The following is a 20,999-nucleotide window of genomic DNA, read 5'->3' as shown; positions in this document are numbered from 1 at the left end:
TTTAATTCCTCCCGAAGTCCAAAACATTTTTTATGCATTAACAAGCGATCTTCTCAACGCCGATTAGATAATATGAAATATAGGAGTCAAGAAAGTTACATGCTGGCTTTTAGGAGAGAGCGATCGATTCCTCACTAGCTCGAAATCGTTTGTGAATATCGAGAAAGGAAAAAAACAAAAGATCAGATCCCGAAATGAATTTAGGATGACGACTAAAGCCTGGGCTCAGCATGAGGGAGTACTTAGATAATTAGTCACACCCCCTTAATTTACTCCATAATTTTTGTGCTGAAATCTAAAGAACTTACTTTAATTTGAGGTAATAGTGTTCGAATGCTTACTCATTTGCACCCGTTCTCATTTAAAGGGAAAGATAAAAAGACAAAGGTGGAATTGTTGTACTCGCATGATGCACTTTGCTTGCAGTGACGGTGTAGGGAAGGCAGAGAAGTTATGTGCGGCCTGCACAGCTGGGGTGCTGTTGTCATGCGCCCGAAATTTTTTCGGCGAGTGATTTACGCTCTTCTATGTCGTACTTGCGCATGATTTCGAGCTTGGTGGCTTCCGGGGATCCGCCTCCCGAAATGCTTATTACCGAGTACCACCCGCCCTGGTAAGACGCGGTTATGTCTTCGAGGAGCCTCGCGACCGAAATTCTGTAATCGGCGGGTATGTCTTCACGTCCCCGTAAATAACGGTTTAATCTTTCGCCAACATCGGGGGATTCCATGTCCTCCGGGTAAGGGGACGCAACCAGGATACCTCCGGAAGTATCGTGGACGATTCTGAACATATCGTAAATATGAGTGCCCTGAAGGAGCTTGCCGATGTTTGAATAGACGGGGTCGGGTATGAAATTACCGGCGCGTGTCTCATTCCCGAAAACTGTGGAAGTAACGCCGCACGCGTAGAAAGATTCCACATATTTTATAAGGTCGGCAATCTTGTCCCTGACGTGCCCGGTTTTATGAGCATCGAGTCCGTTAGCCTCGGCCAGAGATACCGAGGCGCCGATAAGCATATCTCCGAGTCCGGCGCGCGCGCCGATACAGCTGAGCCTGTGGTGCGTTGCGAAACTCTCGGTGAGAGACCCGGCAAGCTGCCATTCGCCCGCGAGAAATACCCTGTCCCAGGGAACAAAAACATCATCGAATAGAATTTGCGCAGTGGCTTGCCCGTAGCGTGAGGTAAGCGGCGCTCCCGGCTCCCCGGGGCGTCCCGCCTGGCGGGAGACCATCTCCACGCCTTCTGTGTCTATGGGAACGGCGAAAGAAACGGCATAGTCCTCGTCTTCAGCTGTCATATTGCGTGTGGGTAGCACGATTATTTCGTGAGTGTAGGGCGCACCTGTCACAATCGCCTTTATTCCCCTTACTACTATCCCGTTCTTGTTCCGGTCAACTATCCTCAGATAAAGATCAGGGTCGTGCTGTTCATGGGGACGCTTAGAGCGGTCGCCTTTCGCGTCTGTCATGGCGACGCATGTGGTAAGGTCCTCATCCTGGACGTATTCAAGGTAATTGAGAAATTTCAGGTGATAGTCAGTGCCGAATTCAAGATCGACATTGTGTGTTGTCTCATAGAGCGCGTTCAGAGCATCATGACAGAGGTAGCGCTGCGCGCAGCCTGTCTCGCGGCAGAGAAGCCTGATCATCTCGAGCTTCTTGAGCAGATCGTCCTGGCTGGTATTTATGTGAAGCAGCCGATTTACCCTTCTTCCGGTTACGTGAGAGACGGCTGTCATGGTGTCGGCGTATTCGGGCAGAAGGGCGTATTCATAAGTGAGAGAGATTGCGTTCAGCCCAGGCAGGAGAAGCGGCTCGTCCGGTACGCTCTGTATCTTTTTGCCTTTAATATAGACGATAGGTGAGAATGCTCTCAGACTCTCGGCATATTCTTCGGGAGTTTTCAGCATTTATATTGCCTCTAATACAGATGTTCTCATAAAGGCGGTAGGATGTCAACGGCGGATGATATGCGCTATTGTTCGGGTGAGGGGAGCGGGGGTGGCGGGGATATATGCTGATTATGTTCCGAGGGGAAATTGTAGAGACAGGTGTGCCCCCCATCCTGGCCTTCCCCAACCGAAAGGGGGAAGGAATTTTAAGGAATCGGATTTCCGATAAAGGCGTTTGGGGATGACAAAGGAAGAAATAAATCCATCCTAACCTTCCTTTTTCTAAGGAAGGGACTAAAGACAAGGACGGTATTGCCGCGCGGAGTTTATCCCGAGCTTATCAAAGGGCTTGAAATGACGCGCTTCGACCTGCCTCAGCATGAGCGGCAGATAGCATCTGCTCGTATATGGAAGGAATGGGACCATTAAGGATTGTCGAGCTGGCAGAGGATTCTCGCAGAATTCGTAGAATCACGCTATTTTTTCTAAAGAAGAAAATTAAAGGAATCGCGGCTGGAAGCCGCTCTTACAACTGAAGGTATGAAAAGTGGGATTACCTTGCCGCTTTACTATTCAAGTGCCGCTTCTCGTAGCACAATAACTACCATGCCTTTTACAGAAGGCGTCCGAATGTTTTATTTTCAGAAAGTTTGCCCAAAGTTCAAGTACATCGTTGCATTCAGCTAAGGTCGCTCAGAACTGTTGCTCGCTCGAATTCGTCCTAGCAATGGTACAGAGAAGGCAAAATATTTTCTTTTCCTTGATGAAAAGAAGCACACACATTGTGTGTCTTCTGAAAAGATCAAGTGTGTTTCCTAAGAAGACCACGTTGTATTGCTTACGAAAGGATGACGTCCTTCGATTGGACTCAGGACGAGCGGGCTCGAGTGCCCTCTTTTAACAAACGAAGGAGAGAGGAAGAAATCGGTATAAGCACAGATTTTACGTTAGTAAGAGTCTTCGATGCGGCGGGGAAAAGTAAATACGTTTTCCTCGATTTCCGGGTTGACCTCTATAGTGGATACTGTGAATATCTCGCTTCCTTCAACGTCGTCCATGTCGAATTTGACATAATAAGGAAGAATTAATCCGCCCGTGTCAATATACTCGTCGATCGTGGTCGTCGTGCCGGTCTCTTTACCCTCGAAAGTTGTTGTTCCCTTTACGAGGAAAGGGAGGTAGGTTTCGGAGGCGAGATAATAGTAATCGATGTTTCCGGTATCGAATGTAATTTTGAGCTTGTAGGCGTCTTTACCTTCGACATTTTCCCTGCCCATGTAATCGATCGTGTAGCCTTTATTCTCGTGATCGATTAGTGGACCGTCGAAGTCGCAGGTTTCCTTCAGATCATCCGCGTCTTCACCTGTGAGGTACTCAGGCTTACTGTCCTTTGTTGTCGGGTTGAATTTCCATGCGCTTTCACCGTCGTATGCCTGAATAAAATATATATTGCCGACGCTGAAATCTATTCTGCATTTATCAGGGCGCTCGTAAACGAGGGCGGCTTTGAACTGCTTCCCCATTGATTGCATGTTGCCGGTATATTTGATGGCTTCGACCTGCTCCCAGTTCTCACGACCCCCTATAGCGTCGTAATAACGGGTGAGGATAGTGCTGAGTTCCGCATCGTCGTTTTTTTTGTTCTCTTTTGTCCGGGTCGGGCCCGCTGTCGGTTCGGGGGCTGCTTCAGCGCTCTTTTCCGGTTTATTTTCCTTTTCTTCTCCCCTGGTACATGAAAGCACGCTCGCAGCGCCTGCGAGTGTGACAGATAGGAGCAGTATAAAGAGGTACGATTTCCTGAACATATATCGGCTCTCCTGAATAATTAAAGTACGTTTATGAAGAATAAGGGATAAAGCGGGAAATACAATAGAAAATTACGGTATTTTTTACGGTATTTTTTAAAGGATAGCGGAATCACAAATAACACAAGAGGGAGGATAATTACTATTGCGACATTAAGTATAATAACTACAGTCTATTGTGAGCCATACCTAAACGTAATTATATGGCATGACTCACAGTGATACGCATGCAGTTTCGGACGTTTTAACCAAAAAGTTGTTCCCGGAAGTCCGGTAAGCATCGTTGGAATGCCCACAGGGTCGTCTCTGTCTCTCCAGGAGACGCCGCCCACGGCGGGGAGGTAGCCCTCGGTCATCCCGGAGCCGCATTTGGGACAGGTAAGCCCGTCGCCCGGAAGGTCTAGGTTATTTGTGAGGGGGACAAGATGCCGGGAGGAGGGTTTTTTGAATGATTTGTAGATATACAAGACGAAACCGGCTGCCAGAAGGAGAAGGAAGACAGCCACGGCCAGTACGGTAATAACCAGGTAGCGGTTTAGTTCAAAGCTGTTAGGGATGGTGCATTGCGCGGGGTCTTCCGGCAGGTAGGAAATTAAAAGCTCGTCGCGCTTAGAGATCACATCATATGTTCGCTTGGATACAGAGATGGTGCATTTTCCGGTAACACCTTCTTCGGTAGCGAAGGCCACTACGAACCTGTGGTCGTTTGAAGCGCTGGTAACGGATGTCTTAAACAGCCTTCCGTTCCGGAAGATGCCTTTATCCAGGAGAACCGCGTTCGTTTCGACGCCGCCTCTGTGAAGTTTTTCATAGAAAATAAACTTTCCCAGAAAGTTGTAAAGAATCCAGGTTGCTACTACGGTCAGCGTCACGACTACGAGGAGGGGTAGTATTAATTCCTTCGGGTTCTTCATATTTTCTTCTGCCTGTCTGGTCGAATCCGTCAAGCAGGTATTGCAGGGGAGCTCCGGATACGCTAAACAATAATGATACACTTCTTTAGCTAATTGGTATAACTATTTATTATAAATAAGAATTTTTTGTCAGGATATAATATAGTTTATATTGGGGCTTAGAGTTTAAGATTTAAGGCATAGTAAAGACATCTGTATCGATTGGAGAGTTGACCTTGACCGAATCTATTATCAGTCTGTGAGGGGGCGTCTGGCCGGTGTTTTCGAATATGAGAAGGTGCGGGACTACAATGCCGCCTGATTTGCGATAATTTCTGAATGTAGTAGTTACGGTGTTTTCTCCGCCGCTGCTCTTTATAACCCTTACGGTTTTGAGCGGGAGAAAAGTCTCGGAGTCGATGAAGTAGTACTGCACATTGCCCGAAGGATAGTTAATTTTAATTTTATATGATTCCACGTCCTTTACCTTTTCCTTGCCCTCAAGCTGGACTTTCAGGTTCTTTTCCCTGAATTCAATGAGCGGTCCTTCGATATCGCACTTATCTTTAATGGATTCCGAGAGTTCTCCTTTTATTACCTGAGGCTCGTTGATTCCGGTCAGTGGGTTTAGCTCCCAGGCGCTGCTGCCGTTATAGGCCTGGATAATTTTTAAATCGTCTTTTGAGTAGACGACCATGCACTTGTCCGGCCGCATGTTTCTTGCAATCGTCGACAGCTTTGCGCTTCCCGTATCCAGCGTGCCTGTTATGACCAGTGTTTGTACATTACGCCAATTCAGTACACCGCCTATGGCCTTGTAATAATTTGTGAGAACGTATTCCAGGTTTGGTGATTGGTCGCCGGATCTGCTTTCTTTCTGCGTGGCTGATCTCTCCGCTTGTGATGAACTATTATTCTGCCCGGGTGCATAACCCGGGTATAAGAGTAATGAAATGATTGCCACAGATATTATTTTGCGTTTCAAGCTATTTCCGCTCCTCTCTTATTGTTAATGCAGGGAAAAAGGATAAAGGATATAAGTGGGAATTCAAAGTGGGAAGTGCGACCGGGTGACGTGCTGCTCAGGATAATGCGATAGAAGTCAGGGAGATAATGGAAAGAGGGGAATGAATAGATTACATTCTTCGAATTGGCTCAATATGAGGGTGTTTAAACGAAGAAAGATGCACGATTCAGGATTCACGATGGAAAGCAAAAGACGAGATTGCTGTGCCGCTTTACGGCTCGCAGTGACTACATTAATAACTTCTTCTTTTCCTTGATGAAAAAAAGCAAAAATCACCGACTGCACAGAATGTGGCTAAAAATAGATTATTGCGGCTAAAATCTTTTAATTCCACCCAAAGCACTAAAACATTTTTTCGCAATCGTAGTTCTTAATGACGTGGAGGGAAATATAGGTCGCTGATTTAGGGGGTATGGCGAGGTAAGCGAAGGCGTCTGGTAGCTCTTTTTAGTCGCATCTGCACCCCCAATCCTGACCTTCCCCCCTATAGGGGGGAAGGAAATAAAATATTGCAGGCTTGCATTTAGACTAGCTACTTCGACTGCTTACTCGCGCGCAATCGTTGCTTAGAACCGTTCCTCTCCGAAGGGAAGGAAATAAAAAATAAAGAAAGATTTCTCGCGTAGGTTAGACGCGGCATCCTTTGGCGTTTCACGTTTGTTTGAAGATTATGGCACTAGAGGGGGGAAATTATCGGTCGATTTGTTTTAATTGTTTATAAGCGCGGTCGATGTGGATTCGCCAGGGGGAAAGCTCGGGATAGGATACGACAAGGCGCTCGATCTGCTTTACACCTTCTTCGTTTCCCTGAAAGCTCCAGATTTTGGCTCCGAGCTCAATCGCTGGGATCGTAGTGATGTCGAATTCGCCAAAATCCTGTTTGGTTTTTTCTATAAGGCTCGGGATGAGCGGCAGGGACAGCGCGCAGTATTTTATTACCATATAATTGTAACCGTTCCGGGCGTTCTCAGTAATCATATTGAGATAGTAGTAATATTTATCGATATTGGTGTCGATATCATTTCCTACTCTTGTCGTGTCGTCTGTCATATTAGATCCCTTCCCGAAAAAATATAATTGTAGGTGTGATAAAGGCAATAGGTATATAGTTTTAAATCAAGTTTTATTGATCTTGATCCGAGCGGCTCCGCGTGTGGCATTCATTATTTCATCCGCGAGTTTGTCTAACGTGTCCTCAGGGATTCCGGCTTCAATCAAAACCTCGTCTGTGTAGACTGCCTCCTCTATCGCTATGTTGAATTTATCCAGCGCAAGCCTGACCGCGTTTTCATACTGGTAGGGGACGGTGATGATGGCCTTCTTCGTCGTTACGAGCTTCTTTAAAGGCAATACATCAAGCGCGAGCGTGACCGAGCCCGTATAGGCCCTTACGAGTCCGCCCGTGCCGAGTCTGATGCCGCCGAAATAGCGGGTGACGACGGTAACAATCTCACCGATTCCCTTATGCTGAAGCACGCTAAGGATGGGTTTTCCCGCGGTGCCGTTCACCTCTCCGTCATCGCTGAAGCCTATTTCAGTGGTGTCGAACGGGCTCCCCGCTATATATGCGTAGCAGTTATGGTGCGCGGAGGGGTGCTCCTTTCGTACCGATTCGACGAAACGCATGGCTGCGGCTTTATCTGACGCATGGCCCGCCGTTGTGATGAACCTGCTCTTTTTTATCTCCTGCTCGGCGGTAACGGTGCGGGAGGGAATGAGGTAAGTTGATTTTCTACTCATTGTCTTTGAATATTATTTTTACGGATTTGAGGAATAAGCGCCAGTGCCGGGAAGAGAAGAAACGGAAATAAAGCGGGCGGGCAATGAGGCTTTTACAATTGATAACAAAGTATCATTTGTTGTACGTCCTTCGACAAGCTCAGGACGAAAGGCTTTATACCGCTTGTGGATTATTTAGCTAAAGACCGCTTTTTTTAGTGTATAATGAGATTGCGAAAATTAGCATAAGGAGGATTGATTAATGACAGGGAAGAGTTTATATGCGGCTCTTATGATCGGGGCTCTCGCGCTCGGCGCCTGCGCGGGACAGCAGACCGCCGAGGAAGACGGGTTTGATCCGAGTGTTTGCAATAATATTCCGGTGGGCGTTGAGAGGCTGGCGGCGGCAGACCCTGAGGATAAGGCGTTTCAAATCAGCTGCGCTGACCTAGAAAGGTGTACGGATATTATGGCGTGGGATGCACCGCCGGACGTGCCGTGTACAGGGCCGTAGATTTAGTGTGGTGCGGAAAGTAATAATCATACCGCGAATTTAATATTAAAATCATTCCGCGTCCCGAGCTTCTCCTCCCTCCAGGAGAGGAAGGAAAAAGTATCTGAATATTTGAAATTCGCTCATTCGTCGAATATCTGGTTTTGGCGCGACGTGTTACTATTGAATTTACTTCACTTTTTTGAATGTGCCGAGTCCGCTGTCGAGAAATTCTGTTACGTTACCTTCGGCGTCGATTAAGAAAGTTACCTCATTCGGAGCGGATATGAATATGGGCCATTTTAAATAGAAAGTATCGAAGTTTACATGCGTCAGCTTGCCCGTGTATTTCGCGGGGCCGGCTTCTGCCTTTAAATTATCAACGTCCTTTAAAATGACTAATTGCCCGTAAAGCTCATTTTCATAGGTACCCGTATAGGCGCTTAGATCTTTACTAGGAGGCTGTGGGTTCTCCGGTTTCGCAGTGGTGTCGAGCCCCAGCATGGATGCGATCTTTTTGGATCTTTCCATGATTTCCGCCTGCATATCGTACCCAGCCTGCCCGAGATAATTCTCAAGAATAAATGCCCGGACTGCTTCGGGCAGAACAGTCAGATTCATGTTCGCGAGGACGGCTATGCCGAGATCTATTTCAGGCACGAGAACGACTACGGACCTCATACCGTCGAGGGCGCCGCCTTTTTCAAGAATTTTATGGTTCTTCCAGTAGTAGATACCCCATGCGAGTCCGTAATCGAATCCCGTTTCTTCCGAAATCGGGGGAACCTCCGAGAAGCTCGGTTTGTCTACCATAGCTGGCGTGAACATTTCGCTTATAGAATCCTGTTTCAGTACTTCCTTGCCGTCGTATTTTCCGCCTGAAAGGAGCATTGTCATATAACGCGAGAGGTCCGAGGCTGTGGATGTCATCGCCCCTGCGGGGGCAAGCACCATCTGCTGATTAGGGGGAATTACACGAGTCTCGCCATCGACGAGCGCGTGAGGGGAGGCTACGTTTTTTTCCTTGCTGAGCGTCCTCGTGAAGCCGGTATGTTTCATCCCCATCGGCTTTAACAGATTCTCTTCCACAACTTCCTCCCATTCTTTACCCGCCGCGTATGCGGCTACTTCGCCGGCGAGGAAGTACCCGATGTTGGAGTAGTTTGCCTCCTCTCTGAAACTGCATGCGGGCTCGATATAGCGAATCCTCTCGATGACTTCCTTTCTCGTGTAACCCAGGTGGTCGAATAAATCCCCGGTAAACGCGGGGAGCCCGGTCCTGTGTGCGAGGAGATCGCGCGGCGTCGTGTAACGCGTGGGGTAGGGGTCTTTCAGAGAAAAGTTCGGGATTATATTCACTACTTTATCATCGAACGTGATCTTGTCCCTGTCTACCATCGAAGCTACGGAGGCGGCGGTAAATGTCTTGGTAACCGAGGCAAGCTGGAATACGGTATCTTCATTTACTTTCTCTTTAGAGCCGATTTTTCTCAAGCCGTGTCCCTTGAGATAGACGACCTCCCCGTCTTTAACAACCGCGACCACCGCCCCGGGCACCCCGTATTGCTCCATTGCCAACTCTATGAAGGCGTCAAGGCCTTCGATGTTTTCCTGCGAGTAAAGATTTGTATCCGCTAATGTTGAAATAAGAAAAAAGACGATTGCAGCGGTAATGCAGTTTTTCATTTTTGCCTCCTAATGTTCTCTCAAAACGGATTGAAAATAACATAATCTATTGCAATATCAAAAATCCGGTGAATTGCCAGGGAGTCTAAGGGTTTGGAATTTCAAGTAAAAAAAAGAATTTTACTCTTAATTTATTGTGTGTAATTTCAGGTGGGTTTGATATAATTGAGAATAACTAATTTGATTTAGGCAAATCTTGATCAGGAGGGAATTGATGCTGAGACGTAAGGGTTTAAGATTGGCGATTATCGCCGGGCTTTCGATAATTGTTTTGTCAGGTGGTTATGATTCGTCCCACGGGCAGGATGTTGACTGCACGGAATTATCCGTAGAGATAAAGGAAGCGGAGAAAGGATACAAGGACGCACACGACGAGCAGGTGAAAGCGTTTCGGAACTGGGACAAGTATTATAAGCAGCTTCATTCGGATACCTATGCCGGATCTGAAAAACCGATTGCAGATACCGCGGAGGAGTGTGAATCCGGGGAGGACCACGGCGGGGATTACTGTAAGGGAACGCTTGAGGAATACGAAAAACTAACGTCCGGTGAGCAGGAAGCGAAAGCGGAGCTTGACGTTGCAAAGAAAAACGCTGCAGAGACATACGCAAAACTGGACGCTCTAAAGAAGCAGGCTAAGGAGAATAACTGCGAGTAGGGATCGACCCGCTTTTGCTAAGCGGGAAATAAAGGACAAAAACGGAATTGCAGCGGAGAGTATATCCTGAGTTTATCGAAGGGGTCGAAATGACAAGAAAAATTTGGATAAAGATATCTTCTCAATGCCAATTCCGTGAATGTCGGGAGAGGTAAAGGCAAAAGATGAGATTCTGAAATGAATTCAGAATGACGGATGTGGGATTGCCGCAGGAGCATTGCCCCTTCGGAGTGACGGGAATCGGTTTATTCTAAAGGGCACCTATCCTGATCTGATTTGGTTTAGTTTAGGAATTCGACCGTCGGATGCTGAATAGCATAATTGTTATTGGGGTAAGTGTGTACTGTTCCTTTTATTTAATACAACTATGCCAGGGGGAGTAAATCAACCCCATGTACCAAAGTTGATAAAGCTATCGCTCGTCAGCTTTAAGAATAAAAAACTATAAATAGTCACGCTCATATATTATATTAGTTGCCGGTTTCTCCCTTATAACGGGAGGAGGATTATCCTATGACAGACCGGCAGGGCTCCGGATTATTCCGATTGCTTCCTTTGTATATCGTAATTTTCATCGGGTTTCTCGGCTACAGCCTAATGATTACAATTATGACCCCTCTGATTCTGGAGAATACAGGGGGGATTCTAAGCTCGTTTCCATTCGACACAGACCGCACTATTGCGCTAGGTATAGTGCTTGCCATTTATCCTCTCGGACAGTTCTTCGGATCGCCGATCATAGGGGCGATATCTGACGGTTTTGGCAGGAGACCCGTGCTTCTCGTCTCATTATTGATAACCACCTTCTTCTACGCGGTCTTTGCTTATTCCCTCGAAATAAAAAATCTGACACTGTTCATGGCCGCGGCTTTTATAACAGGACTTGCGGAGGGGAATATTGTAATCGCCCAAAGCTCTGTATCCGACGTGACTACTGTCAAAAACAGGACAAGGCTGTTCGCGTATATCAGTCTGAGCGCCAGCGGCGCGTTCTTAATAGGGCCGCTGGTCGGGGGCAAGCTCGCGGATAAGGACCTCGTGCCGTGGTTCAGCTACGCAACACCTTACTGGGCTGTCTTCATACTTCTGGTACTGACTACGATATTCACATATGCGCTCTTCAGGGAGACCCGCCCCCCGGAAACAAGAACCGGTGTGAATTACCGGGAAGCGGTCACGAGTTTTCTGGCAGTGTTTTCTCCGGGAAAGCTCAGGGTTATTTACCTTATAAATTTCCTCGTCTATTTCGCTATCTTCGGATTCTTCCGGGCGTTCCCCATGTATCTGGTGGACGAGTTCGGTATGGGAGTGTCAAAGGTATCTAATTTTATCGCATGGAACGCAGTACCCGTGGTGATAGCAAGCATATGGCTCACGGGGTTTCTTGCAATGTTCTACACGCCGAGAACGATTACACTTTTCTCGATGATACTCTTCGCGATTTTTATGGTATTCGTCATTGTTCCGCAGCCTGAGCCCGCCCTCTGGGTAACGATATTTCTTCCCGGACTCGCGCTTGCGGTAGCGCTTCCTGCCTCGGCGTCAATGCTTTCACTGAAAGCCGGTCTCGACGAGCAGGGGAGTGTGCTAGGGAATAATCTCTCGCTTGAAGTCGCGGCTGAGGTGGCGTCGGGATTGGGGGCGGGTTTTCTCGCGGCAATGTTTGTCAGGCTGCCCCTGGTTGTTTTCTCTATTATTGCGTTACTAGCAGCTCTGATGCTTATTTTCACTGTGAGTGGAAGAGAGGGGAGAGAAGGGAGAGGAGTTTAGTTTTTTGTGTATAGAGGCACTTGATTGCATTTTTTCGAGGGTGGCTAATTTATTCCGGTATTACCAGATTTAAATGCAATAAGACCTAAATATTTGCTTGCTTACGTCAATTGATATGGCATTCTTCGACTGCACACAGTGAGTGCGTTCGGTATAAACAAGTCTTTGTTTGCGGCAAGAGGCGGCTCCTACGGAGCGATGAAAAGACGAGGTTGCTTCGTGCTATTTTCTTAACGCTAATTCTGTGAATGTTGGAAAGGCAAAAGACAAAAGAATTACATCCTTCGACAAGCTCAGGATGAGGGGGTTTGTTTACGCGCACCTGGCCATATTAAGTAGTAATTACTTCTTGGACTTGGATTTCTTTTTGAGGAATTCGGACAGATTATCGTCCACGAATTCATCGAAGGTGCGGGGCTGTTTTTCCGTGGTCTCGTAGAATGTATCGGTTACTACGTCGCAGAGGCCATCACTTACGAGTTTGTACAGCTCAGTGTAGGCCGAAGCCAGTGTTTCGGATACGCCTCCGCTCAGCAGGTCTTTTTTAAACTCCTTGGGTTTAATGTCTATGTACTTGACCTTCTTTCCTAAGGCGTGGGAAAAGATATCAGCCAATTCCTCAGCGCTCAGGGACTCGGGCCCAGTAACGGTGTATATTTTTTCGGCGTTACCGTTTTGAGTTAGTATCTTTGCAATCAGTCTTCCTATGTCTCTTACATCCACCCATCCGCATTTAGCGTCTTTGAGCGGGAGGTGGAACTCCCTGTTTTCCCTTATGGGGACACCGTAGAAGTTGACGAAATTCTGCATAAAGATATTCGGTCTGACAATGGAATATCTAAGTCCCGAGTGCTCCAGATACTCCTCGGACTCTCCGTGCCAACGAAGCAGATCGCAGTGGGAGTTGGGGTCGGCACCGATGGCGGAGTATTTTACGATATAACGTACACCGGATTCCCTTGCGGCCTCAATGAAGTTCTTTTCAAGCCTTACCTGATTTTCGGTGTTTGGCGACAGGAGAAAAGCATGTTCGATACCGTCCATTGCCCTTTTAAGAGAATCGGGCTTATCGAGATTGCCCTTTATAAGTTCTATTTTGGAAGACTTCAGGTTCTGCGCCTTTTCGGGGTCTCTCACCAGAGCGCTGAATTTATATCCCCACTTTGATAACCGCCTGGCAACTCTACGGCCCGTCGTGCCGGTAGCGCCAGTCAACAATATCATGTTTTACTCCTTGGCTCAGGGATGGAATATATGACAGTCTATCCGAATCCCGAGACGTTTGAAAATAGAGGGAGAGAAAATTGCAATTTATTCACTGTGCTGATGCATTGCAGGTTGTGGGGTAAACGCCCGGCTTTCTCGAGTTTGCCAAGAGTTGATAGCCACAACAATGAAAGAATTACAAGAGCCATAGGGGAAATAGGGCATGCAAAGTGCGCAAAAACGACTTAAAGTGCATTCTAATTTAGTACCTGTATTCTGAATTGAAGTTTGTTAAGTATTATTGGAAAGGCATGAGAAAATATAAAGTATATATAAAATATGGAAGCTAAGATCTTGTACTTAATATATATAATAGTAAACATAAAATATTACATAATCTTCATTAACGGTTCGTTTTTTACTTTAACAGACCCTCCGGGCACGGTGATATTTAACTTTAACTATGGAATCCATGGCTCTGGCTCAGGAAAAAAAGAAAGGTATTAAACTATGTGATATAGTAAACATATTGAATATATGTTATATATTTTTTCTACTCAATAAGGGGTTCTGAAATCTATCAGAGATGAAAGAATACATGGGATAATTTCACGGTTATACGCAACAAATGGACACGATTTATTTTGGGTACAGTAAATCTTCAGCAAAACAATATCATTATTGCATTTGGCTAAGGGCGACCAGTTCTTCGCTTGCTCAGAACTGTTACTTGTTCATAATAGTAGTGGCGGATTCAAGATTGCCGCGCATTCTTCGAATGCTCGCAATAACGTACAAAAGATGAAAGCATGACATCCTTCGACTGGGCTCAGGATGAGGGGGTGTTTGTTCGCGGTAAGATGCCCCTCCTACAACAGAAGGGATGGAAGATGGAATTACCGCGGTTGCTGCAGCCTCGCAATGACGGCGATAAGGCGAAGACAAGATTTCTCCTATTGGTCGAAATGACACCCTGTCCTGACCTTCCACTCACAGAGGGAAGGAATAAAAAATAAATAGCGGAAAACGGTGAAAGTTGCGGGGAGGTAGGATATATTTTGAATATCTTTTCTCAGGAGGACCCTACGGGTGGGCATGAGCTGGGAGGCATATCTGGCGGTAGGCTTTCCTTTGGTTGCCGCTGTTATATTGGCTGTTTTTTTCCCAATCAGCCTGAAGGATTATTTTGCGTCCGGAGAGATAAAAACCCTCGGGCACGGATTAACACCTTATAAATTTAAAACGAGGGACTACCTACACATATTCTTTATTTATCTGTTCGCCGCTTTGTTCCTGAGCATAGTTCAGGCATATCTCCTGTGGGATTTCGCGAGTGGCTCCGGGCTCCTGTACTCGTCCAGATACACTGATTTTTTTATGTACCCGGTTTTTCCGTCCGCGCTGATGGCGCTTTTCCTGATGCTGTTCGTTTTTTCTTATCTTTACGCGAGGCGAGGGGAGGACGATGTCAGAAAATTTCTACTCAGGACCTATGAAGGATGGCCCCTTTATAGAGAGATACCACGGTATAAGGCTGTTGCGATCGCAGCCGGCATTGTATGCGCGGCGGCCAATTTGTGGTTTTATAATATGTACGTAAACGTTACATATGAGGGAATCGTTTACAGCACGGAGGAGAGCATAAAGCCTGTTCATCTGAAGTTCGAGGATATATGGTATCTGGAACTAGTGCAGCACGGGGACGGTCAGACCCCGGATAGAGAATGGTACTCGCTCAGGATACGGATGAGGGACAGGAGTTATTATAATACGAAGGAATTCCTCTTGAGGAAAAGCGACTCGCTCGGGGACTTAAACCAGCTCGTCAGGGCGGCTGAGGAGGCCTCCGGGGGCTATGTGGACGTTATTACTACGAAGAGATACGAGCCAGGGAATGTTTCCTGGGGAAGCCTCCTTGATTGGGACAAACCGTGAAGAGAGAGGACGGGCCGGGATGAAAAGTTGATGTAATCTCGCAATCGTTTAAGATAGTACCTCAAACATATATCCGGGTTTTACCGATGTCACTTTTTAGATCCGTATCACTAATAACCTTACTTATCATGATAGCGGTTTCAGGCTGCAGGGGCGGCGCGTCATGCTCAGGCAACGGGCAGGGGACGGCGGGTGAGTACCGGCTCGAAGAAAAGCCTGAAACATTCTCTTATGTCGAAGGAGGTACGAAGCTTCAAAGGCTCGACCTCTACCGCCTTAAGGGCGTGAATGGGCCGCGCCCGGCTCTTGTGTGGATACACGGCGGGGGATGGATAAGGGGTATAAAGGAGAATGTGGACCCGATTGCGTTCGATATGGCGTCTATTGGGGGATACCAGATTATATCGGTCGATTACAGGTACGCGGGCGATGAATCCGCCCCCTGGCCCGAGATAGTGTTCGACATAAAGGCGGCTATTAGGTGGATAAAAATTCATGCTGAAGAACTTGGCGTTGATCCCGGCAGGATTATACTTGCGGGGGAATCTGCCGGAGCGCACCTCGCCGCGCTGGCCGCTGTAACAACCGGCGTTACGGAGCTGGAAGGAACTGAGAACCCGGGGGTCTCTATGGAAGTATCGGCGGCGGTGCTTTTCTTCGCGCCTTATAACATGGCGACGCTCGCCGAGGAAAAAAGGCGGCAGATAGAGGACAAGAACTGCATGAAGCCGGGCTACTCCAGCCCCGCGCTTGAGCTGCTCGACTGCCCGGATATGGACAAGGACAGGTACAACGTAGACGGGTGCAGGCCCGAGGATATCGAGCTTGCGGACCCGGCGACGCATCTGGACGCTTCTGACCCGCCCATGTACGTCGCGCACGGCACGGGGGACTGCGTTGTTCCCTGGACGGAGAGCAAGGCGTTTGCAGACGCGCTTACAGAAGCGAGTATAAGGCACGAGTTCGTTACGACGGAGGGTGGGGTGCACAGGATAAGCTCGTTGAACGTGAACGCTGGGGAGATTGTAGAGTTTGTAGAGGCTGGGCGGTAGAGGTGAGCAAGACGTTTTGGCGGGGACTTAGATTGTAAATCAGGGAAGGAAGGGAGGTTGTCGTACCTTGCTTCGCCCCTTCGCAATGGTATCCTTCGATTGGACTCAGAATGAAAGTGATATTTGAACAATTAGATGCTGAAAGATTTGTGTACGGGTAAGTATGTACTAGGAACACATGCTTGATTGCATTCAGCCATTGGCCGATTCCTCACACCTTCGAAATCGTAGTTCTGAATGACTTATTTAAAGATGAGATTGCCGCGGCTCCTTCGGAGCCTCGCAATGACTAGTTGCCTCTGATGTAAAAAACCCCCTTGTGTGTTTTTCCGTTTTGGGATAGTTTATATTTCTAAGGGATATACTTTATATAATAGCTTGATAGCATATTGCTTGTGGGTATATGCCTGTGGGATATAAAAGAGAATAGTGTCCCCCCCCACCTTAACTTCCTCCTCGATGGGGAGGAAGAAAAAGAAAAGGGGGGAGCATCCTTCGACAGGCTCAGGATGAAGAGGGATTGAGAATGAGATTGCCGCGCTTCGTGTTACTACGCTCGCAATAACAAATAAAAAGCAAAATAGTTTCTTCTTTTCCTAGATGAAAAGAAGCAAAAATCATCGACTTAACAGAAATAGCTAAAAATAAATTACTACGTCTAAAATATTTTAATTCCACCTGCAGCCCAAAAATATTTTTACGATTTCGTAATTTATTTTTTAACGCGATTTCTGTAAATGTCGGGAGGGCAAAAGCAAAAAAACAAAAACGAGACACTGAAAATTTTGAATTCGAACAACTACGACCAGGGAACATTTTCTCGATTACATTTAGCCGGTGGACCCGATTCCTCACACGTTCCAGATCGTAGTTCAGAATGACTTATTTAAAGATGAGATTGCCGCGGCTCCTTCGGAGCTTCGCAATGGCGTTTAAAGAAGATGGGGGTGAAAGATAAAGGAGGGGTAGTGATATGGATAATTTTTATATTGCGTTTGCGGTTTATTTGAATCTGCTATTTGTAGCGGCGAAGCTGTGGGACAGAATACAGTGGTCATGGTTCTGGGTCATGACGCCGCTCATAGTGATGACGATTATCGGCGCGATTGCCAGCATGGGCCAGACTGCAAAGAAGCGGCGACTCGGCAGCAACATCTCTTATAACCTGCAGTCGTTAAGAGACCTCATAGAAAGCACCAGGTCAAGGGATGGGGAGAGGCATTGATAAAGGGGGCGGAGAGGCAGCTAATTTACCGGCACATACAGGAAGCTCTTTTGTACTTCTCCAGATACAAGCGGGGCGAGGGTGTGCCGCCTCTGCTCAGGGCTTATCTGGAGACGCTCGAAGAGGAACGGGCCATAGAGAACTACGTCACAGGTTTAAGGCTCCTCGAGCACAAAGCGGTATCTATGTATCTCGACGGAAAGCGTGCTGAGGCAATACGCGGGAGCGAAATATTCAGGCGAAAAAAGGTCTCGCTGAACGATATAAGGGTCTGGATATTTGGGAACCGCGAGCAGTTCGGGCTCGTGAATACGATGTTCGGGGTGTTTATAAGGAAGGCGAGCTTCTGCCCGTTCTGCCATGATCAAAAAAGATGGGGTGACGGTACGTACCGCGAGAGGACGCACGGCTCGGTGTGCCCGCACAGGGAGATGTGGGAGGCGGAGATGATGGAAGAGTGGGATGCGTGAGGGGGGCGGCTTTGCCATGAGGCTGTGTCGCATAGGTTGTCTCTTCATAATGAAAAAAAGAAAAGATAAAGAATTTCCTTCTTTTTCTTGATAAAAAGAAGCAAAAATCACCGACTGCATAGAATTTGGCTAAAAATAGTTCATTCTGTCTAAAATCTTTAATACTACCGTAATTAGCATCGTGGTTTAGTGGAGCAGGACTAATGACATTATTGCATATAGGAAAGGGCGTCCGATTCCTCACTTGCTCGAAATCGTCCCGAAAAGATTTTTAAGCCATAACAAACTATTTTCTTAACGCAAATTCTGTGAATGTCGGGAAAGAAAAAGACGAAAGGATGACATCCTTCGATTGTGGTCAGGATGAGGGGGTTGAAAAACGAGACGTTGAAATGAAATCAGTATGACGTTTTTTTAAGGTTAAAGACATGTAGAAATATAATAACGGAATTGTGAGGATATTGCATTTGCTGCCGGCAGATATGAGGGATACCGTAAACCGGGAGCGGGCTGAGGAGGTTCTCTCCGGGCTTGCTGAGAAGGAGGGGAGGGCGCTTGAGCTAAGGTTCGGCTTTATTGACGGCAAAATGCTCTCCTATGAAAAAAAGGGTGCGGAGCTTGGGATGACGAATGGGAGCTATGAGACTTTTTAAAAGAAGCTTAAAAAAGGTTGTTGACAGCGTGGTGTAATTTGTATAATTTATATATCAATGGGCGAACAACGCCCCACAAAGATTTAAACAAAAGGAACGGAGACTGAGAACATCATCTCCGTTTTTTTTGTGCCCTTTTTATTCCTTACTAGATTATATCTGCTAGTGTTTTGAAACAACATTCCAAATCACAGACCCGACTGCAGACAGGACAGTAACTTTTCCTGATGCGACAGGGGAAATAACCCTGCTCGGCCAGACCATAGAGGATGGGGAGCTCGCAAGTAATTATTCAGGAATCGGAGCGTGCGCTGCTAACCAGTTTGCCATTATTTTGAATGACAATGCGGCTCCTACTTGTAGTTCTATTACAGATGCGGATGTGCCGGATACTATAACTGCCAGTAACTATCTACTGCTTGCCGGTGGCACAATGACCGGGCCGTTGATATTGGACGATACGAGCCTTCAGATTCAAGAGGGTGTGGACACCATGACAATTACTATACCGGCACTGACTGCCGCAAGAGCGGTGACATTTCCTGATGCTGCTGGTGAAGTAACTCTCCTTGGTCAAACAATATCAACAGCTGAAGTTGATTTTGACCCTATTGAGGAAACCGAGCTCGATACTATTTCAGAACTGAACACTCAAATAACCGATGCGAATATATTGACAAAAAACGAGAAATTTACAGATTGCATAGTTATAGAGAATCTGGCGGCTGCTGACGATGATATGTTGTTCGGCTCATTCGTGAGCGCGGTCACAATCACGGACATTTGGTGTAACTATAACGGCCTAGCGCCTACAACGGTAGCACAAGTTAGTCTGGAGGACGGAGCGGGTAATGCGATGACGCATACAACCCCCACCTGTAGTGGGCCTGGGACTGTAGCAACTGCGCAGTCGGTTACTGCGGCAAATACCCTGACCGCACGTGAGGTTCTTAGGTTCGATGTTGATAACGCAGTATCACCTGAAACAGATACTTATATGATATGTGTGGGGTATATCATCGACTAATTTCCCAATAGATTAAGGGAGTTTTGTTAATTGACTAAAGTTTTTGGATATACATTTATTTTATTTGTCGTATTGTTTCCGTTTGCCACTGCAAGTTATTCGCAAGTCCCGACCGTAGGAACTACGTCAACTTATAATGGAACGGCAACGACCCATTCATGGAGTCAGGTCGTAAATACAGGTGAGGATTATTTGACTGCCTGCGGAGTTTATAACAGCGGCACCACAACAGTATCTAGTGTCGAATTCAACACCTCCGAAGCAATGACGGTTACGACAGTAACTCAGGGCGGTACAACTATATGGTTTGCTTATCTAAGCCGCCCTACCGTAACGACAGCGAATATAGAAGTAACACTTTCGGCTTCTCAGAATATCACAGCGGGTGGTATGACTTTAAATGGAGCGAATGACGGCGCGCCGGATGTGACACAAACGGCCTCCGGACTTAGTAATGACCCACAAATCAGCGTAACGACCACAAACGCTAACTCTATAATTGTAGATTGCGTCGGGTATAACGCCAACGCAGGTTTTACGGCCGATGGAATAGGGCAAACTTTACAATATTCAGCAGCATTTTCCTTTAGTTTGGAGATAGGCTCGTCAACAAAAAACATGGCAAGCACTGGGACATTCCTTATGGATTGGACAATTGGCAGTGGCGCAAAAGACTGGGGGGCTATAGCCTTTGCCATCCCTGAACCGCAGGCAAGTGGAAATTCGAGGAGAATCTGGAAATGACGCGTTTTATTGTTAATATGGCTTTATTTTTATTATTAATGTTTTTTGGAGCTTATGAGAGTGCTTTTTCTATCTCTATTGGTAATGTAACCTCTGCTCAGAGATCGGGTACGAACCAAGCAACTCTTACCTTTAATCATGACAATAACGGTGATTACCTGGTAGTGTTAGTAGGTGTAGAGAGTACCTCCGCAAAATCTGTGAGCTCATTAACTTATAACGGTGTTGCTTTGACGGAAGCCGTTGACCAGATAAATAATAATTTACGTGTTTGTTCTATTTATTATCTTACAAATCCGGCAATCGGCATAAATACAGTCTCATTCGATTTGAGCGCAAATTCAGCAGACAGAATAGCGATAGCTGTTTCGATTATAGATGCAGCCGATGAAGCACCTGATATAACCGCTTCAAATACAGCGGCTGCATCTACAAGCATAGCTCTTACTCACGTGCCTAATGCCATAAACGGTGAAAGTGCAAATATTGCATTAGGGTGTTATAAAGACAATGCGGCATTGACTTTTTCTGCTGATCTTGGACAGACAGAGCAAGCAAATATAGCAGAGGGACCTGATTTGTCCATCAGCGGGGTTACTGCCATAAGTTCATCAAGTCAAACATATGATTGGAGCGGTAGTGCAAGTAATGATTGGGCTGCTGTAGCAGCTGAAATAAAGCAGCCGCTAGGAGGCAGTACTCGTAGAGTTTGGAAAAACTGAGGGACATTCGGAATGAA

General features: G+C 46.7%; 20 protein-coding genes. 12 read left to right on the top strand and 8 right to left on the bottom strand.

All coding sequences use genetic code 11. The annotated features are described in order from the left end of the window. Window positions 1-484: 484 nt before the first annotated feature. The 6 genes from RIG61_07510 to RIG61_07485 form a co-directional block, all read right to left on the bottom strand. Window positions 485-1,915: a 4-hydroxyphenylacetate 3-hydroxylase N-terminal domain-containing protein gene (locus tag RIG61_07510; protein MEQ9619008.1), complete on the bottom strand. Its 1,431-nt coding sequence runs from the start codon at window positions 1,913-1,915 to the stop codon at window positions 485-487. A gap of 929 nt (window positions 1,916-2,844) precedes the next feature. Next, on the bottom strand, window positions 2,845-3,702 hold the full coding sequence (locus RIG61_07505) for a hypothetical protein (protein ID MEQ9619007.1): 858 nt from the start codon (window positions 3,700-3,702) through the stop codon (window positions 2,845-2,847). A 173-nt stretch (window positions 3,703-3,875) separates the two neighbouring features. Beyond that, window positions 3,876-4,616 (bottom strand): PF20097 family protein, encoded by a 741-nt coding sequence (locus tag RIG61_07500; GenBank protein MEQ9619006.1) that lies wholly within the window; start codon window positions 4,614-4,616, stop codon window positions 3,876-3,878. Between the two features lie 172 nt (window positions 4,617-4,788). Beyond that, window positions 4,789-5,580, bottom strand: coding sequence for a hypothetical protein (locus RIG61_07495; protein ID MEQ9619005.1), 792 nt, complete (start codon window positions 5,578-5,580; stop codon window positions 4,789-4,791). A 732-nt stretch (window positions 5,581-6,312) separates the two neighbouring features. Next, window positions 6,313-6,672, bottom strand: coding sequence for a hypothetical protein (locus RIG61_07490; protein ID MEQ9619004.1), 360 nt, complete (start codon window positions 6,670-6,672; stop codon window positions 6,313-6,315). 66 nt (window positions 6,673-6,738) lie between these two features. Further along, window positions 6,739-7,362, bottom strand: coding sequence for a YigZ family protein (locus tag RIG61_07485; GenBank protein ID MEQ9619003.1), 624 nt, complete (start codon window positions 7,360-7,362; stop codon window positions 6,739-6,741). Window positions 7,363-7,603: 241 nt separating this feature from the next. Here RIG61_07485 and RIG61_07480 point away from each other — a divergent pair, with 241 nt between their 5' ends. Continuing rightward, window positions 7,604-7,855 (top strand): hypothetical protein, encoded by a 252-nt coding sequence (locus tag RIG61_07480; protein ID MEQ9619002.1) that lies wholly within the window; start codon window positions 7,604-7,606, stop codon window positions 7,853-7,855. Between the two features lie 168 nt (window positions 7,856-8,023). Here the strand turns inward: RIG61_07480 and RIG61_07475 are convergent, their stop codons facing one another. After that, window positions 8,024-9,520, bottom strand: a complete 1,497-nt coding sequence (locus tag RIG61_07475; GenBank protein MEQ9619001.1) for a serine hydrolase — start codon at window positions 9,518-9,520, stop codon at window positions 8,024-8,026. Window positions 9,521-9,734: 214 nt separating this feature from the next. Between RIG61_07475 and RIG61_07470 the strand changes: the two genes are divergently transcribed. Together RIG61_07470 and RIG61_07465 are read left to right on the top strand one after the other, a co-directional pair. Then, window positions 9,735-10,178, top strand: a complete 444-nt coding sequence (locus tag RIG61_07470) for a hypothetical protein (GenBank protein ID MEQ9619000.1) — start codon at window positions 9,735-9,737, stop codon at window positions 10,176-10,178. A gap of 513 nt (window positions 10,179-10,691) precedes the next feature. Further along, the gene (locus RIG61_07465; GenBank protein MEQ9618999.1) at window positions 10,692-11,948 is read left to right on the top strand and encodes an MFS transporter; all 1,257 of its coding nucleotides are present in this window, start codon (window positions 10,692-10,694) and stop codon (window positions 11,946-11,948) included. A 342-nt stretch (window positions 11,949-12,290) separates the two neighbouring features. Here the strand turns inward: RIG61_07465 and RIG61_07460 are convergent, their stop codons facing one another. Beyond that, window positions 12,291-13,172, bottom strand: a complete 882-nt coding sequence (locus RIG61_07460) for an SDR family oxidoreductase (GenBank protein MEQ9618998.1) — start codon at window positions 13,170-13,172, stop codon at window positions 12,291-12,293. Between the two features lie 1,071 nt (window positions 13,173-14,243). On the opposite strand from RIG61_07460, the gene RIG61_07455 reads away from it, so the two are divergent. The 9 genes from RIG61_07455 to RIG61_07415 all read left to right on the top strand — a co-directional run bounded on the left by RIG61_07455 (window position 14,244) and on the right by RIG61_07415 (window position 20,982). Continuing rightward, window positions 14,244-15,089 carry a hypothetical protein gene (locus RIG61_07455; protein MEQ9618997.1) on the top strand — a complete coding sequence of 282 codons (846 nt, stop codon included), beginning with the start codon at window positions 14,244-14,246 and terminating at the stop codon, window positions 15,087-15,089. An 86-nt stretch (window positions 15,090-15,175) separates the two neighbouring features. Beyond that, on the top strand, window positions 15,176-16,141 hold the full coding sequence (locus tag RIG61_07450; GenBank protein MEQ9618996.1) for an alpha/beta hydrolase: 966 nt from the start codon (window positions 15,176-15,178) through the stop codon (window positions 16,139-16,141). Between the two features lie 395 nt (window positions 16,142-16,536). Next, on the top strand, window positions 16,537-16,665 hold the full coding sequence (locus tag RIG61_07445; protein ID MEQ9618995.1) for a hypothetical protein: 129 nt from the start codon (window positions 16,537-16,539) through the stop codon (window positions 16,663-16,665). A 449-nt stretch (window positions 16,666-17,114) separates the two neighbouring features. After that, complete coding sequence (locus RIG61_07440; protein MEQ9618994.1) at window positions 17,115-17,366, top strand: hypothetical protein; 252 nt, start codon at window positions 17,115-17,117, stop codon at window positions 17,364-17,366. After that, window positions 17,363-17,836 carry a hypothetical protein gene (locus RIG61_07435; protein ID MEQ9618993.1) on the top strand — a complete coding sequence of 158 codons (474 nt, stop codon included), beginning with the start codon at window positions 17,363-17,365 and terminating at the stop codon, window positions 17,834-17,836. Before RIG61_07440 ends, RIG61_07435 begins: the two co-directional genes overlap by 4 nt. Window positions 17,837-18,303: 467 nt before the next feature. Next, entirely contained in the window at window positions 18,304-18,489 is a 186-nt protein-coding gene (locus RIG61_07430; GenBank protein MEQ9618992.1) for a hypothetical protein, read from the top strand. 382 nt (window positions 18,490-18,871) lie between these two features. Beyond that, complete coding sequence (locus RIG61_07425) at window positions 18,872-19,516, top strand: hypothetical protein (protein MEQ9618991.1); 645 nt, start codon at window positions 18,872-18,874, stop codon at window positions 19,514-19,516. A gap of 30 nt (window positions 19,517-19,546) precedes the next feature. Next, entirely contained in the window at window positions 19,547-20,260 is a 714-nt protein-coding gene (locus RIG61_07420; protein ID MEQ9618990.1) for a hypothetical protein, read from the top strand. Further along, the gene (locus tag RIG61_07415) at window positions 20,257-20,982 is read left to right on the top strand and encodes a hypothetical protein (GenBank protein MEQ9618989.1); all 726 of its coding nucleotides are present in this window, start codon (window positions 20,257-20,259) and stop codon (window positions 20,980-20,982) included. Before RIG61_07420 ends, RIG61_07415 begins: the two co-directional genes overlap by 4 nt. The last annotated feature ends 17 nt before the right edge of the window (window positions 20,983-20,999 follow it).

It is taken from the genome of Deltaproteobacteria bacterium (assembly GCA_040223695.1).
Lineage (GTDB): Bacteria > Desulfobacterota_D > UBA1144 > Nemesobacterales > UBA2774 > JAVKFU01.
Note: the sequence above shows the minus strand (reverse complement) of the source record. Positions and strands in the feature narration are given on the sequence as shown.